Source organism: Gemmiger sp. An194 (assembly GCF_002160145.1).
GTDB lineage: Bacteria > Bacillota > Clostridia > Oscillospirales > Ruminococcaceae > Allofournierella.
The window spans coordinates 1-22525 of sequence record NZ_NFKA01000016.1 but is presented as its reverse complement, the minus strand read 5'-3'; the positions used below and the strand labels follow the sequence as shown (position 1 = coordinate 22525).

Annotated in this window: 23 protein-coding genes; 9 read left to right on the top strand and 14 right to left on the bottom strand. The window is 60.2% G+C overall.

What is annotated here, in order from left to right:
* Nucleotides 1–236 precede the first annotated feature (236 nt).
* Nucleotides 237–821: a xanthine phosphoribosyltransferase gene (locus tag B5F28_RS10545; RefSeq protein WP_087295855.1), complete on the top strand. Its 585-nt coding sequence runs from the start codon at nucleotides 237–239 to the stop codon at nucleotides 819–821.
* A gap of 108 nt (nucleotides 822–929) precedes the next feature.
* Here B5F28_RS10545 and B5F28_RS10540 read toward each other — a convergent pair whose 3' ends face one another.
* The 5 genes from B5F28_RS10540 to B5F28_RS10520 form a co-directional block, all read right to left on the bottom strand.
* On the bottom strand, nucleotides 930–1256 hold the full coding sequence (locus tag B5F28_RS10540) for a YerC/YecD family TrpR-related protein (RefSeq protein WP_087180633.1): 327 nt from the start codon (nucleotides 1254–1256) through the stop codon (nucleotides 930–932).
* Nucleotides 1257–1961: 705 nt separating this feature from the next.
* Complete coding sequence (gene tsf / locus B5F28_RS10535; protein WP_087295854.1) at nucleotides 1962–2876, bottom strand: translation elongation factor Ts; 915 nt, start codon at nucleotides 2874–2876, stop codon at nucleotides 1962–1964.
* Nucleotides 2877–2918: 42 nt separating this feature from the next.
* A complete protein-coding gene (rpsB, locus tag B5F28_RS10530) occupies nucleotides 2919–3644 on the bottom strand; it encodes a 30S ribosomal protein S2 (RefSeq protein ID WP_058967216.1) in 726 nt (241 codons plus the stop codon).
* Between the two features lie 219 nt (nucleotides 3645–3863).
* On the bottom strand, nucleotides 3864–5774 hold the full coding sequence (locus B5F28_RS10525; RefSeq protein ID WP_247643471.1) for an LTA synthase family protein: 1911 nt from the start codon (nucleotides 5772–5774) through the stop codon (nucleotides 3864–3866).
* Nucleotides 5775–5986: 212 nt separating this feature from the next.
* Nucleotides 5987–6286 carry a YlmC/YmxH family sporulation protein gene (locus B5F28_RS10520; RefSeq protein ID WP_087295853.1) on the bottom strand — a complete coding sequence of 100 codons (300 nt, stop codon included), beginning with the start codon at nucleotides 6284–6286 and terminating at the stop codon, nucleotides 5987–5989.
* A gap of 166 nt (nucleotides 6287–6452) precedes the next feature.
* Here B5F28_RS10520 and B5F28_RS10515 point away from each other — a divergent pair, with 166 nt between their 5' ends.
* The 3 genes from B5F28_RS10515 (at nucleotide 6453) to sigE (ending at nucleotide 8873) form a co-directional block, all read left to right on the top strand.
* Nucleotides 6453–7079, top strand: a complete 627-nt coding sequence (locus tag B5F28_RS10515; protein ID WP_087295852.1) for an HAD family hydrolase — start codon at nucleotides 6453–6455, stop codon at nucleotides 7077–7079.
* A 157-nt stretch (nucleotides 7080–7236) separates the two neighbouring features.
* Entirely contained in the window at nucleotides 7237–8166 is a 930-nt protein-coding gene (locus B5F28_RS10510; RefSeq protein WP_158097580.1) for a sigma-E processing peptidase SpoIIGA, read from the top strand.
* Nucleotides 8163–8873: an RNA polymerase sporulation sigma factor SigE gene (gene sigE / locus B5F28_RS10505; RefSeq protein ID WP_087295850.1), complete on the top strand. Its 711-nt coding sequence runs from the start codon at nucleotides 8163–8165 to the stop codon at nucleotides 8871–8873. The genes B5F28_RS10510 and sigE overlap by 4 nt, the downstream gene beginning before the upstream one ends.
* Nucleotides 8874–8927: 54 nt before the next feature.
* On the opposite strand, the gene B5F28_RS10500 is transcribed toward sigE, so the two are convergent.
* Nucleotides 8928–9440, bottom strand: a complete 513-nt coding sequence (locus B5F28_RS10500) for a hypothetical protein (protein ID WP_087295849.1) — start codon at nucleotides 9438–9440, stop codon at nucleotides 8928–8930.
* A 187-nt stretch (nucleotides 9441–9627) separates the two neighbouring features.
* Here B5F28_RS10500 and sigG point away from each other — a divergent pair, with 187 nt between their 5' ends.
* Nucleotides 9628–10404: an RNA polymerase sporulation sigma factor SigG gene (gene sigG / locus B5F28_RS10495; protein ID WP_087295848.1), complete on the top strand. Its 777-nt coding sequence runs from the start codon at nucleotides 9628–9630 to the stop codon at nucleotides 10402–10404.
* A gap of 79 nt (nucleotides 10405–10483) precedes the next feature.
* On the opposite strand, the gene B5F28_RS10490 is transcribed toward sigG, so the two are convergent.
* Nucleotides 10484–11335 (bottom strand): DegV family protein, encoded by an 852-nt coding sequence (locus B5F28_RS10490; RefSeq protein WP_087295847.1) that lies wholly within the window; start codon nucleotides 11333–11335, stop codon nucleotides 10484–10486.
* A 246-nt stretch (nucleotides 11336–11581) separates the two neighbouring features.
* Here B5F28_RS10490 and B5F28_RS10485 point away from each other — a divergent pair, with 246 nt between their 5' ends.
* From B5F28_RS10485 to B5F28_RS10470, 4 genes are all read left to right on the top strand, one after another.
* Nucleotides 11582–12490, top strand: a complete 909-nt coding sequence (locus B5F28_RS10485) for a DnaD domain-containing protein (RefSeq protein ID WP_158097579.1) — start codon at nucleotides 11582–11584, stop codon at nucleotides 12488–12490.
* 3 nt (nucleotides 12491–12493) lie between these two features.
* Complete coding sequence (locus B5F28_RS10480) at nucleotides 12494–13468, top strand: ATP-binding protein (protein ID WP_087295845.1); 975 nt, start codon at nucleotides 12494–12496, stop codon at nucleotides 13466–13468.
* Between the two features lie 153 nt (nucleotides 13469–13621).
* Nucleotides 13622–14974 carry an MATE family efflux transporter gene (locus B5F28_RS10475; RefSeq protein WP_087295844.1) on the top strand — a complete coding sequence of 451 codons (1353 nt, stop codon included), beginning with the start codon at nucleotides 13622–13624 and terminating at the stop codon, nucleotides 14972–14974.
* A gap of 137 nt (nucleotides 14975–15111) precedes the next feature.
* The gene (locus B5F28_RS10470; protein ID WP_087295843.1) at nucleotides 15112–15867 is read left to right on the top strand and encodes a GntR family transcriptional regulator; all 756 of its coding nucleotides are present in this window, start codon (nucleotides 15112–15114) and stop codon (nucleotides 15865–15867) included.
* 49 nt (nucleotides 15868–15916) lie between these two features.
* On the opposite strand, the gene B5F28_RS10465 is transcribed toward B5F28_RS10470, so the two are convergent.
* The 7 genes from B5F28_RS10465 to B5F28_RS14910 form a co-directional block, all read right to left on the bottom strand.
* Nucleotides 15917–18214: an ATP-dependent Clp protease ATP-binding subunit gene (locus B5F28_RS10465; RefSeq protein WP_247643470.1), complete on the bottom strand. Its 2298-nt coding sequence runs from the start codon at nucleotides 18212–18214 to the stop codon at nucleotides 15917–15919.
* Nucleotides 18215–18351: 137 nt separating this feature from the next.
* The gene (locus B5F28_RS10460; RefSeq protein ID WP_143424729.1) at nucleotides 18352–19143 is read right to left on the bottom strand and encodes an ABC transporter permease subunit; all 792 of its coding nucleotides are present in this window, start codon (nucleotides 19141–19143) and stop codon (nucleotides 18352–18354) included.
* Nucleotides 19140–20036, bottom strand: coding sequence for an ABC transporter ATP-binding protein (locus tag B5F28_RS10455; protein WP_087295840.1), 897 nt, complete (start codon nucleotides 20034–20036; stop codon nucleotides 19140–19142). The genes B5F28_RS10460 and B5F28_RS10455 overlap by 4 nt, the downstream gene beginning before the upstream one ends.
* On the bottom strand, nucleotides 20033–20650 hold the full coding sequence (locus tag B5F28_RS10450) for a TetR/AcrR family transcriptional regulator (protein WP_087295839.1): 618 nt from the start codon (nucleotides 20648–20650) through the stop codon (nucleotides 20033–20035). The genes B5F28_RS10455 and B5F28_RS10450 overlap by 4 nt, the downstream gene beginning before the upstream one ends.
* A gap of 158 nt (nucleotides 20651–20808) precedes the next feature.
* Entirely contained in the window at nucleotides 20809–21069 is a 261-nt protein-coding gene (locus tag B5F28_RS10445; protein ID WP_087185050.1) for a TIGR03905 family TSCPD domain-containing protein, read from the bottom strand.
* Between the two features lie 157 nt (nucleotides 21070–21226).
* Nucleotides 21227–22069, bottom strand: a complete 843-nt coding sequence (locus tag B5F28_RS10440) for a PHP domain-containing protein (RefSeq protein ID WP_087295838.1) — start codon at nucleotides 22067–22069, stop codon at nucleotides 21227–21229.
* Nucleotides 22070–22094: 25 nt separating this feature from the next.
* The coding region (locus B5F28_RS14910; protein WP_206423077.1) for a hypothetical protein at nucleotides 22095–22525 on the bottom strand (431 nt) is incomplete at its 5' end.

Sequence of the window (22525 nt, the reverse complement as noted above, 5' to 3'; positions counted from 1 at the left end):
AAGGTGGTGATAATGCACAGACTTCTTTGTTTTTTTGGACAAACAAAACTGTGCATTTGGCAATTTGTAACGCATTCGTTATTATTCATCCCTGAAAAAGCTGTTTTTTCAGCAAAAAAGAACGTTTTAAGCATTGCAAACCCTCCGCTTTTCTGTATAATAGGTGTATTACCTTTTTCCGTGTGTGCATTTTGCCCGCGGTGGGGATACTTTTGTGTAGGGAGCGTTATAAAGGTATGAAACTGCTGGAAGAGCGAATCGTTAAGGACGGTCAAGTCCGCCCGGGCAATATCATTAAGGTGGATTCCTTCTTGAACCATCAGCTGGATGTAAACCTGCTGGACGAAATCGGTAAGGAATTCTATCGTATTTATAAAGACGATGGCATCAACAAGATCCTGACCATTGAGGCTTCCGGCATTGCCATCGCCTGCATGACCGCCCGTTACTTTGATGTTCCGGTGGTATTCGCCAAAAAGGCCAAAAGCAAGAATCTGGACGGCGAGGTCTTCACCTCCGCCGTACATTCCTTTACTTACGGCAAGGACTACGACATTACCCTGGCCAAAAAGTTCCTGGGCCCTGAGGATCGGGTACTGATCCTGGATGACTTCATGGCAGTGGGCAAGGCCATGCATGGTCTGCTGGATGTATGCGAACAGGCAGGCGCCACCGTATGCGGCATCGGCATCACCATCGAGAAGGGCTTCCAGAGCGGCGGTGACTCGCTGCGTGCTGCAGGCTACAAGCTCACCAGCCTGGCCATCGTGGAAGGCGTGGACGATGAGGGCAATATCATCTTCCGCCCCCAGGAAGGCTAAGCTTTTCGCAGCATCCTTCCAAAGAAAACCACTTCTCAAATCAAACAAAAAGAACACCCGGATGAACTCATCCGGGTGTTCTTTTTGTCTCAAGGGAACCTTGTCCGCTTATTCCGCAGCCTGCTCGCCCTCGGGCTGAGCATTCTGCTTCACACGGTCGATGATCAGCTCATAGCCGCCGTTGCCGTACTGGATGCAGCGGTTGATGCGGCTGATGGTCGCCGTGCTGATCTCCACGCTCTTCACGATCTGCTCGTAGGTTTTGCCATCCAGCAGCATCTTGGCAGCCTCCAGACGCTGAGCCATGTCGGCCAGCTCCTTCATGGTGCAAAGATCCTCAAAGAATGTATAGCACTCTTCCATGCTCTGCAAAGAAAGGATGGCCTCGAACAACGCGGTGGTCGCGGGGTTTCTCAGATGATTCTTGTCAGCCATTACGCACCTCACAATTTGCTTTCTTGTTTTATTTGACTAAAGTGTATCACATAAAATTCCAAAAAGCAAGCCCGCATTATGGAATTTTTACTGTAATTTACACAAAGCTTTGCCCGGTTTGCCGCAGCTTCAACGGGCAAAAAAAAGAGCCTGCCCCGCCTGATATTCAGCGGACGGCTCTTATCTCTCATGAGCAGGGATTATTGTAGCACGACTTTTGACCATTTGCAAGCGATTTGGTCGAATTACCACTTTATTATTGCAAATTAGTACATTGAAACAATGTGTATGTACCAAAAGGACAAAAACGCGCAGAAAAAATTGTCATAAAATAATAATTCCCAAGTTTTTCCCACTTTAGATTCACCGGTACATGACATTTTTTCTGGTTGCATACAACCTTCCTATGCCCTTTTTCCCATTAAAATCCATCATGGAACACAGAAAAAAGGCGGTGCTCGTTTGAGCACCGCCTTTTACGGCTTGTTTGTCAGCCCTTGTGCGCTTGTTCCGCAGTGTGCGACTTAAAAACCACCGCGAGCGCCGGGCCGAAGCCTCTATTCACAATCGAATCACCGGACTGCACTCAGCCCCGCCTGTTCTCCCAAAGGCTTTCGCCCACAAAAACGGGACCGGTACTGCTCCGGCAGGAAGAAAGCGAATGATCACACACCCCGAAAGGTGCATTGGTAAGTCGAATTCGACTTACTTCACCATGCTGGCAACCTCGGCAGCGAAGTCGTCAGTCTTCTTCTCCAGGCCTTCGCCCTTCTCGTAACGAGCGAACTTGGTGATCTTGATCTCGCCGCCCAGCTCCTTGGCCACCTTATCGGTGTACTTGGCAACGGTCAGCTCGTTGTCCTTAACGAACTCCTGATCCACCAGGCAGTTCTCCTTGTAGAACTTGCCGATGCGGCCCAGAACCATCTTCTCCTTGATGGCGTCGGGCTTGTTGGCGTTCTTGGGATCGTTGGCGATCTGAGCCAGCAGGATCTCCTTCTCCTTCTCGATCACCTCGGCGGGCACGTCAGCCTCGCACAGGTAGCCGGGGTTAGCGGCAGCGATCTGCATGGCGATGTCTTTGCCGTAAGCCTCGAACTCGGGCTTGGAAGCGATCTCCTCGCTGGTCTCGAAGTCAACCAGAACAGCGTGGGTGCCGCCGGCATGGATGTAAGCGGAGCAAACACCCTCGAAACGCTCGAAGCGGCGGATCTTGATGTTCTCGCCGATGACCAGGATCTTCTCCTTCAGGGCAGCCTCAACGGTGTCCTCACCCAGCTTGCAGGCCAGCAGAGCATCCACATCAGCGGGGTTCTGCTCGGCAACCACAGTGGCGATGTCCTTAACGAAGTTCTGGAACATCTCGTTCTTGGCAACGAAGTCGGTCTCAGCATTCACTTCGACCACAACGCCCACCTTGCCGCAGACAGTGGCGTAAACCATGCCCTCAGCAGCGATACGGCCAGCCTTCTTCTGAGCAGCAGCCAGGCCCTTCTCGCGCAGGTACTCAACAGCCTTCTCGAAATCGCCGTTAGACTCGGTCAGAGCCTTCTTGCAATCCATCATGCCGCAGCCGGTCTGCTCGCGCAGATTCTTAACGTCTTGTGCAGTAAAAGCCATTTTTATTATCCCCTTTCGTTATCGGTGGAAAATGGTGGGTGCTTAGGCCTCAGCAGCCTCAGCGGTCTCCTCGGCGGCGTTCTGCTCGCCCTGACGGCCTTCCATCACGGCGTCGGCCATAGCGCCGGCGATCAGCTTAACAGCACGGATGGCGTCGTCGTTGCCGGGGATCACGTAGTCGATCTCGTCGGGGTTGCAGTTGGTGTCGACGATAGCCACGATGGGGATGTTCAGCTTGCGGGCCTCAGCCACAGCAATGCGCTCCTTGTGGGGGTCAACGATGAACATCGCCTTGGGCAGGCCGTGCATGTTCTTCACACCGCCCAGGAACTTCTCCAGCTTCTCGATCTCCAGCTCCAGCTTGGCAACTTCCTTCTTGGGCAGCAGATCAAAGGTGCCGTCCTCGCTCATCTGGCGCAGCTGCTCCAGACGGTCGATGCGCTTGCGGATGGTGCGGAAGTTGGTCAGCATGCCGCCCAGCCAACGAGCGTTCACATAGTGCATGCCGCAGCGGGTAGCCTCGTCCTTAATGGACTCCTGAGCCTGCTTCTTGGTGCCGACGAACAGGATCTCGCCGCCCTCGGAAGCAACCTCGCGAACAAAGTTGTAAGCCTCGTCCAGCTTCTTAACGGTCTTCTGCAGGTCGATGATGTAGATGCCGTTACGCTCGGTGAAGATGTACTTCGCCATCTTGGGGTTCCAGCGACGGGTCTGGTGACCGAAGTGTACGCCGGCTTCGAGAAGCTGCTTCATAGATACTACTGCCATGTTTAAATCCTCCAAATAATTGTTTTTACCTCCGCATTGCATGCATGCTCTCCCACCCTTGCGGGCACAGGGGAACAAAGCAATGCGTGTGTATTGCCGGTATAGTATACCACAAGGGTGCCGGGATTACAAGCATTTTTTCGCATTTCTCCGCGAAAAAAGCCGCGAAACGCCGCAAATAAGGGCGGCGGAGCCCCGCAAGGCCCCGCCGCCCCCTTCTCACTGTTCTTCCAGGGTGTATTCCTGGCCGAACATCAGGTCATATTGCAGCATCCAGTGCTCGTCAAACCACTGGCTTTGCTCCTCGGTCAGCTCCTCGGTGTCCGCCGAGCCGTCCGGCTGGATGGTCACACCGTGGGTACGGCTGCGGTAGGCCGACAGCTGATCGACCAGGTGGTCAAACAGTGCAGGCTGCTCCAGACCGTACAGCTCGAAGGTCACCGGGCTGATCTCGTAGGCCGCCACGGTGCCGATGTCCACCGGCTCATCCCAGTAGTTGGACCAGATCATCAAAGGCATCTGGTGCAGCTCGGGGGCCTCGCTGTTGGGCGAGGAGGAATAACCGGTGGCGGTGTAAACCTCATAGCCGCTGCCGATGGGGTTGTAATGGTCGCCCCAGAACACCAGGATCACCGGCTCGTCCACCTGGGAGAAGTAATCGGTCAGCTCACCCAGCATGGCATCTGCTTCCTTCACACCGGTGGCGAAGTCCCGCAGAGCGCCCAGGGTCTTGTCGCTGATGCCTTCGGGAGCCTTCACAACATCCACCAGCTCCTCCTCCGGATAGTTGGCCTCGTTGTAGCTGGTGTGGTTCTGCATGGTCACCGCATGCATGAACAGGGGCTGGTCCTGGTCCCGCTCCTCCCATTCCTGGATGATGCGGTGGGTCATCTCGGCATCGGTCACCAGACCGCCGCCCCAGTAGTAGTCGCGCTTCTTCTCAGGATTTTCAAAATCCTCCAGCGAAATAAATTCGTCAAAGCCCAGGTTGGGGTAGGCCGTGTTGCGGCTCCAGAACTTGGCGTAATAGCAGTGAATGGCCTGAGTGGCGTAGCCCTGCTCTTTTAAATAGGAAGCCACCGAGAACATGGGCCGGGTCACATGCTGCTGGAAAGGCTTGCAGCCGCTGGGCAGAAACTCCACCGAGTAGCCGGTGAGCGCTTCGAACTCCACATCGCAGGTGCCGCCGCCGAAGCTGGGGCTGTAGGCCTTACCATAGGCGGCGCTTTCCATCAGCCGGTGCAGATTGGGGGTGACCTCCTGATCGAACTCCACCCCGTACTCCTCCAGCTCGGCCACATCCCAGAAGGATTCGTTCATCACGAAGATAATATTGGGCTGGGTCACCGCACCATCGCCTTCCCTCTTGTAGCTGCCCGCAAATTCCGGGGCCAGGTCCTGGGAGACATCCTTATCGATGATTTCCTGCACCGCCTCCTGGCTGTAGCCGTCGGGCTTGTCCACCTGCAGATTCTGAATGTTGGTCAGAAAACCTGCGATCACACCATAGTTGCGGTAGTAGCGATTCTGCATCCACATATCCGGTGTGATGCCCACCAGCTGGGAGACCGTGGGGCTGATGAACACCCCGAACACCAGCACCAGCGCACCGACGGCAGGAATACCCGCAGCCAACGCCCGGGCGCGGACACCGGTTTTGGGCTCCCGTACAAAGCAGGCCAGCACGAACAGCACAGCGAAGATCAATCCGCTGACCCACATGGAGGTCTGCAGCTCCACACCGGACTTGCCCGCCACATCGGTGGCTTCGGAAAACTGGGACAGATCCCAGGGGAAAAAGGGCTCGCCCCGCAGCTTCAGCTTAAAATATGTAACTGCCGCCGGAATACAGCCCAGCAGACCGGTCACAGCCACCGCCAGCGGATGCAGCCGGGTGGCCCGGGCCAGAGCCTGATAAATGCAGCCCAGCAGCAGCCAGGTAAGCAGAAAGGCCGGCAGATGGGGCAGCACATTATCCGTGAGGACCTTCACGGTCAGCTCGCCCCGGTGAATCCACTCGGTGCATACCAGAGTGATCAGGCTCACCAGCGGTGCCATGGCATACCGCAGCGGACTCAGCCGCCGGGTAATGACGGCAAAAATCGACGGTTTTGTCTTGATGCTTTGCAACGATTTGTTCCTCCTTTGACCGGGCGGCATGGTCCGCAACGGCAGACTTCCCCGCCCCGGCCCCGCGCTTTTCGGCTGAAAAGAAAACGAGGCTGCGGCGGCAATTGTTTCATTTCCCAGGCAATTTTTTACCCAAAAGATATTTTTGTAAAGCTCACGTAAAACGGAAACGTTGTTTATTATACGATGTATCCTGCAGACGGCGCAAGTTTTCAGCTGCTTACAAATTTGTGAAAGATTGCCCAAATCCCCTCACCGACCGGTTTCTGCACAGGCTCCGGCAGCGGACAGTTCACCAGAATCACATCCTCACCAATGGTCTCGATCTGCTGCCAGGCGATCATCAGGTCTTCCTCGTGGCCCAACAGGCCGAACCAGCGAGGCCGCCCCCGCAAAATCAGTCCCCGCACCCGGGCGCTGCTTACCTCCAGCTCCAGGTCATCGGCCCGGCCCAGCTTGGTACCGGAGCCCAGCTGCACCACATCCTTTTTGCACAGTTGACGCAACGTCACAGCCCATCGCCCCCTTTATTTTTTCTTTTATTGATATGCTTTGGCACGGCAGCTCATGCCCAAAGTTTTGCCTGGGCATTTGCCCCGGGAAGAAAATCGTGTATAATAAAAATAATATCCCCGGGCTGCGCAGCCCTTGAACGATTGCAAAGGAGAATCTTGCCTTATGTATAAAAACATCATCTTCGATCTGGGGGGCGTTGTGGTGGACTTCAATCCCCGGGAGTTTCTGCTGGAGCGCTTTTATAACGAGGAAATCGAACAGAAGGTGTTCGATCTGACCTTCGGCAGTGAAGAGTGGCTGCTGCTGGACGCCGGAAAGCTGAGCCGGTCCGAGGGCAATGCCCTCATGCTGGAAAAGGCCCGGGCTGCCGGCTGCGCCTTCGAGGTACAGAGCGTGCTGGATGACTGGGCCCGCATGCTGAAGACCCGCCGCAAGACCGTGGAAGTGATCAAACGGCTGAAAAAGATGGGCTTTTCCATCTACTATCTGTCCAACATCCCTCAGGATGTGATCGACGAGATCCGCCAGCGGGAGTTCTGGCCGTTGTTCGACGGCGGCATCGCCTCCTGCGAAGTCAAGCTTACCAAGCCGGACCCGGCCATCTACAAGCTGCTGCTGGAGCAGTACGATCTGACCCCTGCCGAGACCATTTTTGTGGACGACCACAAGCCCAATACCACCGCCGCTTTCGATCTGGGTATTACAGGCATCCACTACAAGGGCAGCGCCTCCTTCATCCGGGCGCTGAACACCTGCGGCATCCCCATCAAGGAGCACCTGCTCTGGTGATTTTCTTTTCAAAAACGACCAATGTGCCGTGCACCGTCTCTTACTGAGAGATGTGCGCGGCGCATTATTTTTTTGACAGCTTTCTCCTCTTCACTGCGCTACAATCGAAACCAGAGCGGGCAAACAGGCCCGGCAAAAAAGGGGTGTAGGTGCAGCTGTGAAGACCGTGATCTATCTGGATGTGCTTTTGCTGGTGAATTTTCTGGTGGCCTATCTTTTACTGCGCGCGGTGGGCTTTGTGTGCGGTGCACCGCCGGGTTTTGGACGCAGCTGTGCCGGGGCACTGCTGGCTGCCCTGTCCGCGCTGATTCTGCTGGCCCCTCCGCTGCCCACCACTCTGAGCCTTTTGTACCAGGCTGTCAGCGCCGCTGCCGTGTGCCGCGCCGCCTTTCCCTTCCGGGGCTGGCGAGGCTTTGTCCGCCAGACTGTGTGGTACTTCCTTTTGAACCTGGGACTGGCCGGAGCGGTGCTGCTGGCTTTGAGCCGCAATCTGCCGCTGGGAGCCCAGACCAACAACTTTGCGGTCTACTGGGCGGTCTCCCCCACATTACTGGTGGGCTGCGCTGTGCTGGTCTATCTGGCCCTGCGGCTGGTGCTGCTGGTCTTCGGCGGGCCCAGGGATACCGAGTGCTGGCAGCTGCGGCTTTCCCTGGGAGAGGCTGAGGGCCCGCCGCTTGCCGCCCTGCTGGATACCGGCTTCCTGCTGCGGGACCCCTTGAGCGGCCAGGCGCCGGTGCTGGCCAGTTATACCGACATGTGCAGCGCCTTGCCCCAGGCCGTTGCTGCCTTTCTGGAGGGCTATTTTACCGGAACCTGCCCCCAGCCACCGCCTGGCGTACCCATACGGCTGATTCTCTGCAAAACCGCCGGCGGAATGCGCGCCTTGCCCGCCGTGGGCGGCTTTTCCGCCCGGCTTTTCGGTCCCGGCAAAGCCCGGCAGGCCGAGCGGGTACTGGTGGTTTTTACCGACCAGACCCTGGCGGACGGCTCAGTACAAGCGCTGTTCGGCAAAGAATTTTATCATACCGCCCGGCCTGTGCAGCGCCGTCTCACACAAACCGGACAGGAAAGGAGCGCTGTGGAATGAAACGCAATTGGCTTTTACGCGCCTGGCATGCTCTGCTTTGCTGGCTCTGCCTGCCGGACGCGGTGTATTACATCAACGGACCGGAGACCCTGCCCCCTCCCCTGACCCCCGCCGAGGAAAAACTGGTCTTTGCCGGGCTGGAGGAGGGCCGCCAGAGCTGCCGGGACATCCTGATCACCCACAATCTGCGGCTGGTGGTCTACATCGCGAAAAAATTCGAGGGCAGCAATGTCTCGGTGGAGGACATCATCTCCATCGGCACCATCGGGCTGATCAAGGCGGTGAACACCTTCGCCCCCTCCAAAAATATCAAGCTGGCCACCTACGCCAGTCGGTGTATTGAAAATGAAATTCTCATGTACCTGCGCAAAAGCAGCAATCGCCGTCAGGAAGCCAGCATCGACGAGCCGCTGAACACCGACGGCGACGGCAACGAGCTGCTGCTCTCGGACGTACTGGGCAGCGACCAGAATCAGATCAGTGCCCAGCTGGAGCAGGATGCGGAGAAAGACATGCTGCTCCAGGCGGTGGCCCGGCTGGCCCCTCGGGAGCGGCAGATCATGCAGATGCGCTTCGGTCTGACCGACGGCATCGAGCGCACCCAGAAGGAGGTGGCGGACGCCATCGGCATTTCGCAGAGCTATATTTCCCGGCTGGAAAAGCGGATCATCCTGCGGCTGCGCCGGGAGCTGGAAAAAGCACTTTAATTTTTCAAATGCAAGACAAAGCCGGGCAAGGACTTTTTGCCCGGCTCTGTTTTTTTATCGGGTGACGGCACATCGGCAATCCGCCGCAAACCGCTCCAGCAGACTACCCGCAAGCCCCATCTCCCCCGCCGGCAGATACAACCCGTAGTGAAATCCGTCCCGCTGCCAGCAGGCCAGCGCACTGCCGCCGGGAGCCTGGCGCAGCTCGGTGCGCACCCCGCTCACCGGCCGCACCGTGAGCTGGTCGTACTCCGGCAGCCCCAGCTCCCACAAACGCAGCTCCTCGCTCTCCGGCGCCACCCGAAGCACCGCCGTCCAGCTGGGCTGGATAAAAAATTCCAGCTGTCCCACGCGCCGCCCCAGCAGATACACCCGGTCCAGCCGCAGATAGGGCATGCCGGGCAGCCCGGTCACCTTGAAGCCCGCCTTTGCGGTAAAATCCGGTGTTTGCAGCTGCTGCTTTTCCCGGGCGCAGCGGTCATAAAAGATGGCCCACAAAAAGGCCAGCCCCGCCGTGAGCAGGAGCACCATTCCCATGCAGCACAGCAGCCAAAGTTCTGAGGTCATTGTCGCATCCACTCCCTTGCATCGTTTGTGTTCACAGTATGCCGGGCGGGAGAGTTTGGTGCGTCCCGGCGCGTTATTCCTGCTTTTTTGCGGCTGTGGGCCCTGATTTTGCCAGCTCCGGCGCTGACTGCCCCGCCCCCACCGCGGCCATACTTTGAACAGGCACCCTTGCCTGTTTGGAGTGTGAATGCGTTTGTATTACAACAAAGTGGAGCTCTGCGGCGTGGACACTGCACGCCTGCCGGTACTGAGCGAGGCGGAAAAAAAGCAGCTTCTGATCGCCGCACATAAGGGCGATGCCGCCGCCCGCCAGACCATGATCCAGGGCAACCTGCGGCTGGTGCTCAGCGTGGTGCAGCGTTTTTCCGGCCGGGGCGAATGCATGGACGACCTGTTCCAGGTGGGCTGCATCGGGCTGATCAAGGCCATCGACAACTTTGATCCCCAGCTGAATGTTCGCTTTTCCACCTACGGCGTGCCCATGATCGTGGGGGAGATCCGTCGCTTTCTGCGGGATAACAATCCCCTGCGGGTGAGCCGCTCCATGCGAGACACCGCCTACCGGGCCATGCAGGCCCGAGAGCAGCTGCAGAAGGAGCTGGGCCGGGAACCGAAGGCGAAGGAGATCGCCGCCCGGCTGGACATGCCGGAGCGTGCGGTGACCCTGGCGCTGGAAAGCGTGGTGGAGCCGGTGAGTCTGTACGAACCGGTGTACAATGACGCCGGCGATGCCATGTATGTGATGGATCAGGTGGGCGAAAGCGACGGAGAGGACAGCTGGATCAGCGAGATTCTTTTTAAAGATACGGTGCATCAGCTCAGCGAGCGGGAGAAAAAGATCATGGCTCTGCGTTATCTGGCGGGCAAAACCCAGATGGAGGTGGCCCGGGAAATCGGCATCAGTCAGGCCCAGGTGAGCCGCCTGGAGAAAAACGCCCTGGGGCGTATCCGGGAGCAGCTGTGAAGCAGCCGTTCCGCCCGGTCAAGCAAAAAAGAGTGTTCCCTTCCTTTTTGAGGGGAACACTCTTTTTCGTTCTTAATTCTTACTCTTCATAATAATAGCAGCCCACGCCCAGCGCACCCGGGCCGGTGTGGCAGGCGATGCTCAGACCCAGCGCACTGCACTGCACCTTACAGCGAGGGAACCGCTCCTGCACATACTTCTGCCATTTTTTGCCCACCTCCGGCGCACCGGAGTAAGCCACGCCGATGTGCATGGGCATCCCGGCAAAACGGCCGGTCAGATCGGCACAGATGGCATCCATCAGCTTGTCCTGCGCCTGGGCCAGGCCCCGCACCTTGCCGAAGGCATCGATGCCGCCGCCCTGGATCTGCAAAAGGGGCTTGATGTTCAGCACGGTACCAATGGCAGCTGCCGCCGGGGTGACCCGGCCACCTTTTTTCAGATATTTCAGAGTATCCACCGTCAGATACACGCTGGCCTTCAGGGCGTTCTCCTCCAGATTCTGCTTGATCTGGGCAGCAGTCAGCCCCCGCTTTGCCAGCACCTGTGCATCCAGCACAGACTGGCGCTGGGGCAGCGAGATGCGCTTGTTGTCCACCACCTGGACCCGGCCGCCGTATTCCGCCGCCAGAGCCAGCGCGGTGGCGGTGGTTCCGCTCAGGCCGCTGCTCATGGGAATGTGCACCACCGCCTCATACTCGGCCAGAAGCTTATCCCACAAATTGGTCACGGTCTCCGGGCTGGGCTGGCTGCTGGTGATGTTGGCCCCGGCCGCCTGCCGCCGGTAGAACTCCTCCGCCGTCAGGTCCACGCCCTCCAGCATCCACTCTCCGTCCACCGAAAAGGGCATGGGCAGGCAGTATACCCCCAGCTTTTTTGCCTCTTTTTCCGAAATGCCGCTGTTGGTGTCGGTCACAATTGCGATCTTCATCTTCTCAATCCGCCTCTCCGCCCTGGCGCGGGCGCTGGTTTTCCTGTTCTCTTAATCAATGGTACACGCCTCATGCAGGTTTGTCAATTCGCGGCAAAGCCGCCCCGGTCTTTTTGCGGCGGGGCACTGGTCAGACCGGGGATTTTGTGGTATGCTTTAAGATGTAATTTTATGGGCTGCCGGCGGTTTTGCCGGGGCCCGCGCTGCATTGTATGCCTGTTTGAACGAAAAAGGAGCCCTTGCCCTATGACCTACCGCCTGCGCAGCCAGACCGGCGATTCCATCGCCGTGCCTCAGCTGATCTTCACCAATCTCACCCGCGCCACCGGCGACCACATGCGGGTGGCGCTTTACATTCTGGCCACCCACAGCACCGATGCCAAGGACATCGCCCACGCGCTGGCACTGAAAAACGTGCAGGCCGCCCAGAAGGCGCTGGATTTCTGGCACGGGGTAGGTCTTCTGGAGCTGGAACGGGACGCTGCGCCTCCTGCTCCCCTGCCCGTCAAACAGCCGCCCCTCACCGCCGAGGAGCTGCGCATGGCCGCCATGCGGGACCCCATGGTGAGCACTCTGGCCACCGAGGCCCAGGCCTATCTGGGCCAGAGCCTGGGCCAGAAGGACATCCAGCGGCTGGTGTCGCTGTATGTGAACGAGAGCATTCCGGTGGATCTGATCCTGCTGTGCGCGGCGCACATTTCCAGCCAGGGGCGTCATTCGGTGACGCAGCTGGAGCGGGAGCTGGACCGCTGGGCTCAGGAGGGTGTGACCACCGGTCAGGAGGCCGAGGCCTATCTGCAGCGCTTGAAGGAACGCAGCCAGCGGGAGGAAAAGGCTGCCGCCATTCTGGGCATGCCCGTGGGCGCGCTCACTCTGGCGGACAAGCGGTGCATCCGCCGCTGGTATGAAGAGTTCGGCTACTCGGACGCCATGGTGGAGGAGGCGGTGCTGCACGGCAACGGCAGTAAGGACCCCAAATACATCAACGGCATCTTGAAAAGCTGGTACGCCAAGGGCTGGCGCACCCCTGCCGATGCCCGGGGCGGCGGCTCGCTGACCGGCGCAAACACGCGGGTGGACCGGCAGGCCCCCAGCGGCAACGACATTCTGCAGCGGCCCGCACGCCGTCCGCTGCGCCTGAAACAGGAGGAATAAGCCATGCGTACCAAAAACGAACTTTACCGGGAAGCCCTGCGCCAGGTGGCCAGCCGCCGCCAGCGGGCGGTGACCCAGGCCCAGGAGCGCCGGGCACGGGCGCTGGCTACTTTGCCTTGGCTGGGTGAGCTGGAGGCTCAGGTGCAGTCGCTGGGGCTGCGCACCATGGAGCTGGCCGCCAAGGGCGCACCCCAGGCCGAGCGCCAGGCGGTGGCCGAGCAGCGCCGCCAGACCCAGGAGGAGCTCCGGCAACTGCTGGCCGAAAACGGTTACGGTCCCCAGAGCCTGGAGCCCCGCTACACCTGCCCGGACTGCCAGGACACCGGCATGGTGAACGGCCGCCTGTGCCCCTGCGTGGGCAAGCTGGCAAGGCAGCTGCGCTGGGAGGAGATCAGCGAGGAGACCCCGCTGAGCCTGTGCAGCTTTGAGAGCATGGACCTTTCGCTTTACCCGGACGCTATCGACCCGGCCACCGGCGAGAACATCCGCGCCCTGATGCAGGACAATCTGAATTACCTGCAGGCCTATGCCCGGGAATTCGATATGCGCAACGCCAATCTGCTGATTTACGGCAACGCAGGCCTGGGCAAGACCCACGCCGCCCTGGCCATTGCCAAAACGGTGCTGGAAAAGGGCTTCAACGTGGTGTACATCTGCGCCCAGAACCTGTTCAGCCAGCTGGAGCGGGAGCGCTTTGCGGACAGCTGCCCTCTGCTGGAGGCAGTAATGGAGGCGGATCTGCTCATTCTGGACGATCTGGGCACCGAGTATGTAAACCCCTATATGTCCAGCTGCTTTTACAATATTCTGAACACCCGCATCCTGGAAAACCGGCCCACTATCTACACCACCAACATTGTGGACGGTAAGGCCTTTGAGGTCCGTTACACCGAGAAGGTTGCCAGCCGCCTGGGCGGCAGCTGCGAGCCGGTGCTCTTTCTGGGAAAAGACATCCGGGGCCTGAAAAACCGGATGTGACCAAGCGCGGGGCTGCCCCGCCCAACAAACGTCAAAAAGGAAACGTGACAAGCGCCTTTCCCCAAAAATGGGGAACCGGCGCTCCGCCCCGTTTCCTTTGTTTTGCCCCAAAACGGGGCTTTTGACTGTGTGTGAAAATGGAGGATTGTGTAAATGAAGGAAAACATCATGGGAACCAAGCCGATGGCCCCGCTGCTGCTGGGCATGGCCTTCCCCATCATGATCAGCATGCTGGTGCAGGCGCTGTATAACGTGGTGGACAGCATCTTTGTGGCCCGCCTCAGTGACGCGGCTCTCACCGCCGTGAGCTTTGCCTATCCGGTGCAGATGCTCACCATCTCGGTATCGGTGGGTACCAGCATCGGTGTGAACGCCCTGCTCAGCCGACGCCTGGGCGAGGGCGACCGCAAGGCCGCCGACCGGGTGGCCCATAACGGCCTTCTGCTCATGGTGGCCAGCTGGGCAGTGTTCGCGGTGTTCGGGCTGTTCTTCTCGGAGCTGTTCTTCAGCTTCTTCACCAAAAAACCGGAGGTTGCTCAGGGCGGTGCCGCCTACCTGCGCATCTGCCTGGTGTTCAGTCTGGGCATGTTTTTGCAGATCTGCCTGGAGCGGCTGATCCAGGTGACCGGCAAGACCGTTTACCAGATGGCCAGCCAGCTCACCGGCGCGGTGATCAATATTATTCTGGACCCCATTCTGATTTTCGGCATGTTCGGCCTGCCCAAGATGGGCGTGGCAGGCGCGGCCGCGGCCACCGTGATCGGCCAGTGGATCGGCTGCTGCGTCTGCCTGTGGCTGAATCTGCGCCACAACAACGAGGTCAAGCTGCGCATCAGCGCCCTGCGCTTCGACTTGCCCACCGTGAAGAGCATCTATTCGGTGGGCCTGCCCAGCATCATCATGCAGAGTATCTCCAGCGTGATGACCTTCGGCATGAATTTCATTCTGGCCGGTTTCTCCGAGACTGCCGTTTCGGTGCTGGGCATCTACTTCAAGCTGCAGAACTTCGTATTCATGCCCGGCTTCGGCCTCACCAGCGCTCTGGTGCCCATTGTGGGCTACAACTACGGCGCGGCTAAAAAGCAGCGCATCCTGGCCTGCACCAAAATCGCCATGCTCTCCATCTCAGTGATCATGATCTTCGGCACCGCGCTGTTCCAGCTGTTCCCCGGTCAGCTGCTGGCCCTGTTCAACGACGGCGGCGATCTGGCCCGCATCGGCGAGCCTGCCCTGCGCATCATCTCGCTGAGCTTTGTGTTCGCGGGCATCGCCATCGTGCTGAGCAGTCTGTTCCAGGCGCTGGGCGAGGGCCTGCACAGCCTTCTGATGAGTGCCTTCCGCCAGCTGGTGCTGATTCTGCCCATTGCCTGGCTGCTGTCGCTTTCCGGCAATGTAAATCTGGTATGGTACTCCTTCCTGATTGCAGAAGCGGTTTCGCTGTGCTTTGCGCTCACCCTGTTCCGGCGCAGCTACAACACCAAGATCAAGCATCTGGGCGGCGTTTAACGTCGTTTCGCCATACTGCCTTGCCCGAAGCGGTTCCTGTTTGGAGCCGCTTCGGGCTTTTTTGTTGCGCAAATGGCCCGGGCTGTGCTATACTTTTTCTAAAGTATGATTTATTCGTGTGCAGGAGGCAATTGGATATGGCAAGAGCAAAAACCGGTGAAGCGGGACCGCTGGGCGGCGCGGTGATCAGCCAGCAGATCGCGGCCCAGCTGCTGCGCGAGATGCGCACCGGCCCTTACGAGAGCTGTGAGCGGCTGCCCGCCGAGGTGGAGCTTGCGGCCCGCCTGGGTGTCAGCCGCACCGTGATCCGGGACGCACTGGCCGAGCTGGAACGGGAAGGCTACGTGGAGCGTGTGCGGGGCATCGGCACCGTGGTGAACCGGCGCATCGTGGCGCTGGACAACCGCCTGGACCAGAAATTTGAATACAGCGCCATGATCCGTGCCGCCGGTTACATTCCCCATGCGGACAGCATCTCGGTGCAGCAGCTGAATGCGGACAGCCACCTGGCCCACCAGCTGGAGCTGGAGGTGGGCGACCCGGTGCTGATGGTGCGCAAGCGGGTGCTGGCAGGAGAAATGCCGGTGATCTACTCGGTGGACTATCTGCCCGCCAAGCTGCTGGACCACGAGAGTGCCCAGCGGCAGGATTTTGCCCGCCCCATCTTCGATATTCTGGAAGAGGTGTGCGGCGTTTCGGTGACCAGCACTGTCACCCATACCAGTGCCGTGCTGGGCGATGCGGCCATTCGCAAAACGCTGGAGGTTCCGGATCACGAGGCTCTGCTTCTGATGGATGAGATCAGCTTCTCCAAGCTGACACGGCCGGTGATGTATTCCCTTTCCTACTACACCAACTTCTTCTCCTTCTCGCTGCTGCGCAAGAAGGTGTAAAACCACAAAACAACGCAAAAAGGCAGGTCAACGCGACCTGCCTTTTTTGTTATACCTGCACCGGCTGAGGTGCGCCTGCCTCCGGCTGACCGGGCAAAAGGCACACCTGCCCCTGCTGCACACAGGCGGTGAAGCTCTGGCCCGGCTGGGCCTGCCCGCTGGCAATGCTGTCCGCCAAAGCCTGCTCCACTGCCCGGCTCACCTGCCGGCGCAGCTCCCGGGCCCCGTAGGCGCTTTTGCCTCGCCGGGCCAGCTCCCGCGTCAGCTCATGGGTATGGCAAAGCCGGTAGCCGCTGCGGTTTGCCCGCTGCTCCAGCTCGTCCAACAGCTGCTCGGTGATCTGCTCCAGCGCCGGTCCCTCCAGCGGCGAGAAAACCACTGCCTCATCAAGACGCCCCAGGAGCTCCGGCCGGAAAAATCGCTTGGCCTCCTCCAGAGCCAGTTCCTTTCGGCGGGCCAGCTGTGCTGCCTGCCCGGCCGCAAAGCCCAGTGCCTCCGACTGGCCACACAGATGCCGCGCCCCCAGATTGCTGGTGAGCAGCACGATGCAGTGGGAAAAACCGGTCTTGCGGCCCTCGCTGTCGGTGAGCTGGCCCTCCTCCAGAATCTGCAGCAGCAGATTCTGCACGTCCGGGTGAGCCTTTTCGATCTCGTCAAAGAGCACCACGCTGTAGGGGCGGCGGCGCACCGCCTCGGTGAGCTGACCGCCCTCGCCATGACCCACATAGCCCGGAGGCGCACCGATGAGCTTGGCGGCGGCGTGGGCCTCCATATACTCGCTCATATCAAAGCGAAGCAGTGCCTTTTCGCTGCCGAACCACTGGCTGGCCAGCGCCCGGGCCAGATGGGTCTTGCCCACACCGGTGGGCCCCAGGAAGAGAAACGCCCCCATGGGACGAGTGGAATCCCGCAGGCCGGTACAGGCCCGGCGGATTGCTCCCGCCACCGCGGCCACCGCCTGGGGCTGGCCCACCACCGCCCCGGCCAACCGCTGCTCCAGCAGATCCAGCTTGCGGCGCTGGTGCTCGGTGATACGCTGAGCGGGCACACCGCTGGCCCGCGCCACCACCTGGGCCAGCTGTTCCGGCTCCAGGGTGGGCGTACCCGGCTGGTCCTGGCTCTGGATGTGCAGCGCAGCGGCGGCCTCGTCGATCAGGTCAATGGCCTTATCCGGCAGAAAGCGCCCCGGCAGATACCGAACCGAAAGCTCCACCGCCGCCTCCAGCGTGCGCGGGGGCAGCGTAACCTGATGGAAACGCTCATATCGGGGAGCAAGGCCATGAAGGATGCGCACCGCCTGCTGCGGGTCCGGCTCCTCCACCAGCACCCGGCCGAACCGCCGTTCCAGCGCCGGGTCCTTCTGCATGCAGCGGCGGTATTCCTGCTGAGTGGTGGCGCCGATCATGCGCAGCTCGCCCCGGGCCAGCAGCGGCTTTAAGATATTGGCCGCGTCGATGGCACCCTCCGCCGCGCCCGCGCCCACCACGGTATGCAATTCATCCACAAACAGGATGGTATTGCCCTCCCGGCAGATCTCCTCCAGCAAATTTTTCAGCCGCTCCTCAAAATCGCCCCGGTATTTGGTGCCCGCCACCAGGCTGGCCATATCCAGGCAGAGCAGTCGGCGGCCCTGCAGGCTGCCCGGCACCCGGCCCGCGGCAATGCGCTGGGCCAGTGCCTCGGCCAGGGCGGTTTTGCCCACCCCCGGCTCCCCCACCAGGCAGGGGTTGTTCTTCTGACGGCGGCACAGAATCTCGATCATTCGCTCCAGCTCACTCTCCCGGCAGAACACCGGGTCCAGCCCGCCCTCCGCCGCGATGCGGGTCAGGTCCTTGCCGTATTTGTCGCTGGCACGGCTGCCCCGGCTGGGAGGCGGTGCGCTGAATTTGGGCTGCAGCGGCAGCACCAGCTGGCCGGAAAGCTGACGGCACTCCTTGGCGGCGGCGCTCACATCCACCCCCAGCTCGGCCAGCCAGCGGCTGGCGGTGCAGGCCGGGTCTTCCAGAATGGCGCAGAGCACATGCTCGCACTGAGCCTCCTTCATGCGGGCGGCGTGGGCCCCCAGCACCGCGAAATCCAGGGCCTTGCAGCTTTCCGCCACCATATCCTTGGGGCCGGGGCGGCAGGGCGCACCGCCCGGCTGCTGCTCCACCTTACCCAGAATCTTCGCCCGGGTCACGGTGCGGGCCTCCAGCAGGTTCGCTGCCGGGCTGCCTCCCTGGGTCAGGATCGCCAGCAGGATGTGTCCGGTGCTCACCTGCCGCTGCCCCCGCTGCCCTGCCAGCGACAGGGCCAGATTCAGCATCTTCGCCGCACTGCGGGAAAAGCCTTTGAACCGGTAGCTCATTGCCATCGTTCCCCCTTCGTTTGTTGGTTCCGGCAAGAGTATGGCCCGGCAGGGGCAGCATTTAAACCGAAAGAGCACAAAAAACCGCCCTCCGGCATTTCCATACCGAAAGGCGGCTTTCTTTTATTGAAAAAGGATTACACGCAGATGTCCCGCCGGGTGAACACCACCATTCCGGCGGCAAAGAGGACAACTGCCCCCAGATACAGCCCCACCAGCGGCAGAACGTTTTCGCCGTTGGCCAGCACCACCGGGTCGTACAGGGTCACCGGGGTGAACCAGCGCAGGAACTCCGCCTGCTCGCCCACACCGGCCAGCATATCCAGCAGCAGGAAGGCCACGCTCAGACCGCCGCCTACCCACAGGGCCGGGCCGCTGCTCTGGAACAGGCAGGCCGAGCAAAAGCACAGCCCCGCAAAGAAGAGCAAAAGCCCCAGATCACCCAAGTTCACCAGTGCAAAACGGTCCAGCTCCAGCTCGCCGGGGAACAGTACCTCTGCCAGCACGCTGCACAGACCGGTCATGTAGCCCACCAGCAGCACCACCGCCGCCACCAGCACAAAGGCCTGAGTGAGGACCAGCTTCCAGCGGGGCGTGGGGCTGGCCAGCAGCCAGGCCATGGCGCCCCGGTCGGTGTAGCGGATCAACAGCCGCTGCACCAGAAGCAGGATCATCACCAGCGGCAGGGCAATGAGCAGAAAGCCGTAAAGATAGTTGGCCAGAAACTGAGTCAGGCTGGCCCCCGGATTGCTCATGCCGAAGGCGGCGAACAGCTCCGGCATGGTCTCCATCATGGCGTTCAGGCTGTCGCCCAGCTTCGGGTCGAACATGTTGGTGATCATGGACCCGTACAGGGTGACCACCCCCAGAAAGATCACCGCCAACAGGCCGTTGGCCCGCAGCTCCTTTTTCAGCAATGCTCCGCTCATTCGTTTCGCCCCCCATACATCCGCAAAAACATGTCCTCCAGCGATTCCTGCCGGGTCTGCAGGTCCTGCACACCGCTCTGGGCAACCATCGCCAGCAGGCGGGCCACCGGCTCGCCCCGGCTCAACTGCAGCTGCACCCAATCGCCCTTTGCCGCCGCGCCGGGCCAGGCCGCCGCAAAGGCTGCCGCCTCTTTCTCACCCGCAAACCGCAGCTGATACACCCGGCTTGCCTTGGCCCGCAGCTCGCCCAGCTGCTCCACCGCCGCGATGCGTCCGCCGCGCAGCAGAGCCGCCCGGTCACACAGCCGCTCCACCTCTTCAAAGATATGGCTGGAGAGCAAAATCGTCACGCCCCGCTGCTTTTCCGCCAGCAGAATTTCCCACAGCTGGTTCTGCATCAACGGGTCCAGGCCACTGGTGGGCTCGTCCAGAATCAGCAGCCGGGGGCGGTGCATCAGCGCGCACACCAGACCCACCTTCTGCTTGGTTCCCTTGGACATCTTGCGGATCTTCTGCCCTGCGTCCAGCCCAAACCGCTGGCACAGCTGCCAGGCGTAGCTCAGGTCCTTCTGGCCCCGCAGCCCGGCCATCAGCCGGATGAAGGCCGCGCCGGTCATATCGTCCATCAGGGCCAGCTCACCGGGCAGGTAGCCCACCTGACTCTGCACCTGGGCAGCACCTGCAAAGCAATCCTGCCCGAAGATGCGCGCGCTGCCTGCTCCGGGGCGTACAAAGCCCATCAGCTGGCGAATCGTAGTGGTCTTGCCTGCGCCGTTGGGCCCCAGAATAACAAAGGCCTCGCCCGGCTGTACCGCAAAGCTCAGCCCGAACACGCCCCGGCCGCCGCCGTAATCCTTGGTCAGGCCGCTGACCTCGATCGCTGTTTCTCTCATTGATACTCCTCCTTATAGGCGTAGCTGCGCAAAATGCCCCGCCACACCATGTATTCCCTCACCAGCTCTTCCAGCTCCAGGGGTTTTTGCTCCATGCGGTGGCGGTGGATGTAACCGTCGGTCAGATAGACCAGCATGTCCAGCACCTGCCGCGGCTGCACCCCGGGGCGGAATTTTTCCAGATCCACCCCGGTGAAATACCGCTCCCACAGCTCCTCCAGCACCCGCACCTGATACTTCTGCAGCGCCGGGCCGATTTCCCGCTCGGCGGTGTAGTACATCCGCACCGAAAATTCCAGCGCCCAGGGCAGCTTGCGCAGAATGGCCAGCTTTTCCTCCATGCCGTAGTCCAGCAGGTCGAAAAAGTCGGTGATGCCCGCCAGCTGCTCCATCTTCATGTTCTGCTCGATGAAACTTTGCAGATAGCGGGCCAGATACAGATAAAGCGTCTGTTTGTTTTTGAAGTAATAAAACAACAGCCCTTTGGAAATGCCCGCCTTTCGGGCGATCTCCTCGGTGCTGGCCCGCTTGTAGTCGCTCTGGGCAAACACCTCCATGGCGGCGTGCATCACCGCCTTGCGCTTTTCCTTGGACAGCTGGCGCAGCCGGTCCATCCTGCCATCCCCTTTCCCTCTGTTTTACCTTGACCCGCCGGTCAGGGTTTCTGGGTCCATTGTACCCCATTGACCCGATTTTACAAGACCCCCCATGGCGCAAAAAAAAACGCCTTTCCCTTCCTGGGGAAAAGCGGTTTTTGGGGAACATTTCCGGGTTACAGGCCCTCTTCCTGCAGAGCGGCCTTCAGGGCCTTGGCGATCTGGTCCGGGCAGGAGGTGGCACGGGGACCGCAGGTGGTGCCCTCCATGCGGCGGATGGCCTCGGCGGCGGGCATGCCCTGCAGCAGCTGGCAGATGCCCTTCAGGTTGCCGTTGCAGCCGCCCACAACGCTCACTTCTTGGATGATGCCGTTCTCGCTCAGGGTCACGGTGGTGCTGCGGGAGCACACGCCTTTATTCTGGTAGGTATGGGTCATATTGGGTTTCTCCTTTGATTTTGGCTCACTGATTTTATTAAGCGGACACGGAGAAAACTCCCCGCCCGTTCCAACCGGCAAAGAGCCGCAGATGCAGCCCCGCCGGGTCTGGATTGATGATGGGCAGCGCTGCCCTGCTTCATGCGCGCTGTGTGGTTCAGCCCTTGCGGTTCTGGGCCAGCTGCTCCAACCGGGCCAGCGCATCGTCGCCGGTGCGGCACATGCCCAGCGCCCGGGGGCTGCCGGTATTGCGGCCGTGGAAGTCACTGCCGCCGGTGACCAGTAGGTTGCACTGGGCCGCCAGCTGATACAGCACCTCTTTGTCCTCGGGGGTGTTGCGGGGATGCTCGATCTCGATGCCGTCGATGCGGCCCGCCAGCGCCAGCTCGGTGACCAGCGCCATGCTCTTGTACACGCTGGGATGAGCAAACACCGCCACGCCCCGTGCCTTGCGGATCACGTCCAGCACCTGGTCCACGGTCTGGTATTCCGGGTCGTGCAGCACCTTGCCGCCCTTGCCGAAGAGAGGTTTGTAGGTCTCTTTGTAAATACCGTCCGCCAGGCCGTAGTCGCACAGCACCTGCATCAGGGTGGATTTATACAGTACCCCACCGTCCTGCGCCAGGGCCAGGGCATCCTCCAGCCGGAACTGGGGGTAAATTTCTTCCAGTTCCCGGCCGCTCTGGCGGCAGACTGCATTGCGCCGGTCCGCCATCAGCCGGCAATGGGCGATCAGATCCGGGCAAGTCTCGTCCGGCCAGTAGCACAGAATATGCACCCGCCGCCCCCGTTCAAAATCGAAGGCGGTAAGCTCGGTGGCGGGAATCAGCCGCACGTTCTCCCGCAGGGGATTGGCGTAGCCGTAGCGCACCGAATGCATGGAATCGTGATCCGAAATGGCCAGATGGCTCAGCCCTGCGCGGGCGGCCAGCCGGGGCAGCCAGTCCGCCTTCAGCGAACCGTCGGAAAATGTGGTGTGAGTATGCAGATCGCCGGGCATGGCAGCTCCCTCCTTTGGCAGATCATCAAACCGGCCGGGCCATGCCGGAGCAGGCTGGAGCCGTGAAAAAAGTATTATTTTGCGATTTCTTTTTATTATAGCACACTTTTTGCGCTGCGCAAAGACTTCTTGCGGTTCCCGGAAAAGGAGCAGCTCCGCAGAGATGAAGAAAGCCCCGGTCGTTTGACCAGGGCTTTTGTGTGAACCAGTGAAGAGTGAACAGTGAATAAGTAAAAATCCTTCTTGGCCCGCAGGGCGGGGCCCCCGCAAAAGTTTGCACAGCAAAATTTTGTGGGGAAAAGGAGAAATGACGGAGCGGTATGAGAAAAGCCCGGCCAAATGGCCGGACTTTTTGAATGGAGCGCAGTCCATTCCGACGTGGAGCAGATGATGGGAATCGAACCAGAAAGCGGCCTTTTATCAGGGAAAATAGAGGTGTGGCAAGCCACGTCTTAG

Coding starts and splice junctions, on each gene's coding strand:
- tsf (WP_087295854.1), bottom strand. CDS start 2,876: ATGGCTTTTACTGCACAAGACGTTAAGAATCTGCGCGAGCAGACCGGC.
- B5F28_RS10470 (WP_087295843.1), top strand. CDS start 15,112: ATGGCAAGAGCAAAAACCGGTGAAGCGGGACCGCTGGGCGGCGCGGTG.
- B5F28_RS10450 (WP_087295839.1), bottom strand. CDS start 20,650: ATGGACCGGCTGCGCCAGCTGTCCAAGGAAAAGCGCAAGGCGGTGATG.
- B5F28_RS10445 (WP_087185050.1), bottom strand. CDS start 21,069: ATGACCCATACCTACCAGAATAAAGGCGTGTGCTCCCGCAGCACCACC.
- B5F28_RS10475 (WP_087295844.1), top strand. CDS start 13,622: ATGAAGGAAAACATCATGGGAACCAAGCCGATGGCCCCGCTGCTGCTG.
- B5F28_RS10540 (WP_087180633.1), bottom strand. CDS start 1,256: ATGGCTGACAAGAATCATCTGAGAAACCCCGCGACCACCGCGTTGTTC.
- B5F28_RS10515 (WP_087295852.1), top strand. CDS start 6,453: ATGTATAAAAACATCATCTTCGATCTGGGGGGCGTTGTGGTGGACTTC.
- sigE (WP_087295850.1), top strand. CDS start 8,163: ATGAAACGCAATTGGCTTTTACGCGCCTGGCATGCTCTGCTTTGCTGG.
- sigG (WP_087295848.1), top strand. CDS start 9,628: ATGCGTTTGTATTACAACAAAGTGGAGCTCTGCGGCGTGGACACTGCA.
- B5F28_RS10480 (WP_087295845.1), top strand. CDS start 12,494: ATGCGTACCAAAAACGAACTTTACCGGGAAGCCCTGCGCCAGGTGGCC.
- B5F28_RS10455 (WP_087295840.1), bottom strand. CDS start 20,036: ATGAGAGAAACAGCGATCGAGGTCAGCGGCCTGACCAAGGATTACGGC.
- B5F28_RS10490 (WP_087295847.1), bottom strand. CDS start 11,335: ATGAAGATCGCAATTGTGACCGACACCAACAGCGGCATTTCGGAAAAA.
- B5F28_RS10465 (WP_247643470.1), bottom strand. CDS start 18,214: ATGAGCTACCGGTTCAAAGGCTTTTCCCGCAGTGCGGCGAAGATGCTG.
- rpsB (WP_058967216.1), bottom strand. CDS start 3,644: ATGGCAGTAGTATCTATGAAGCAGCTTCTCGAAGCCGGCGTACACTTC.
- B5F28_RS10545 (WP_087295855.1), top strand. CDS start 237: ATGAAACTGCTGGAAGAGCGAATCGTTAAGGACGGTCAAGTCCGCCCG.
- B5F28_RS10485 (WP_158097579.1), top strand. CDS start 11,582: ATGACCTACCGCCTGCGCAGCCAGACCGGCGATTCCATCGCCGTGCCT.
- B5F28_RS10500 (WP_087295849.1), bottom strand. CDS start 9,440: ATGACCTCAGAACTTTGGCTGCTGTGCTGCATGGGAATGGTGCTCCTG.
- B5F28_RS10460 (WP_143424729.1), bottom strand. CDS start 19,143: ATGAGCGGAGCATTGCTGAAAAAGGAGCTGCGGGCCAACGGCCTGTTG.
- B5F28_RS10440 (WP_087295838.1), bottom strand. CDS start 22,069: ATGCCCGGCGATCTGCATACTCACACCACATTTTCCGACGGTTCGCTG.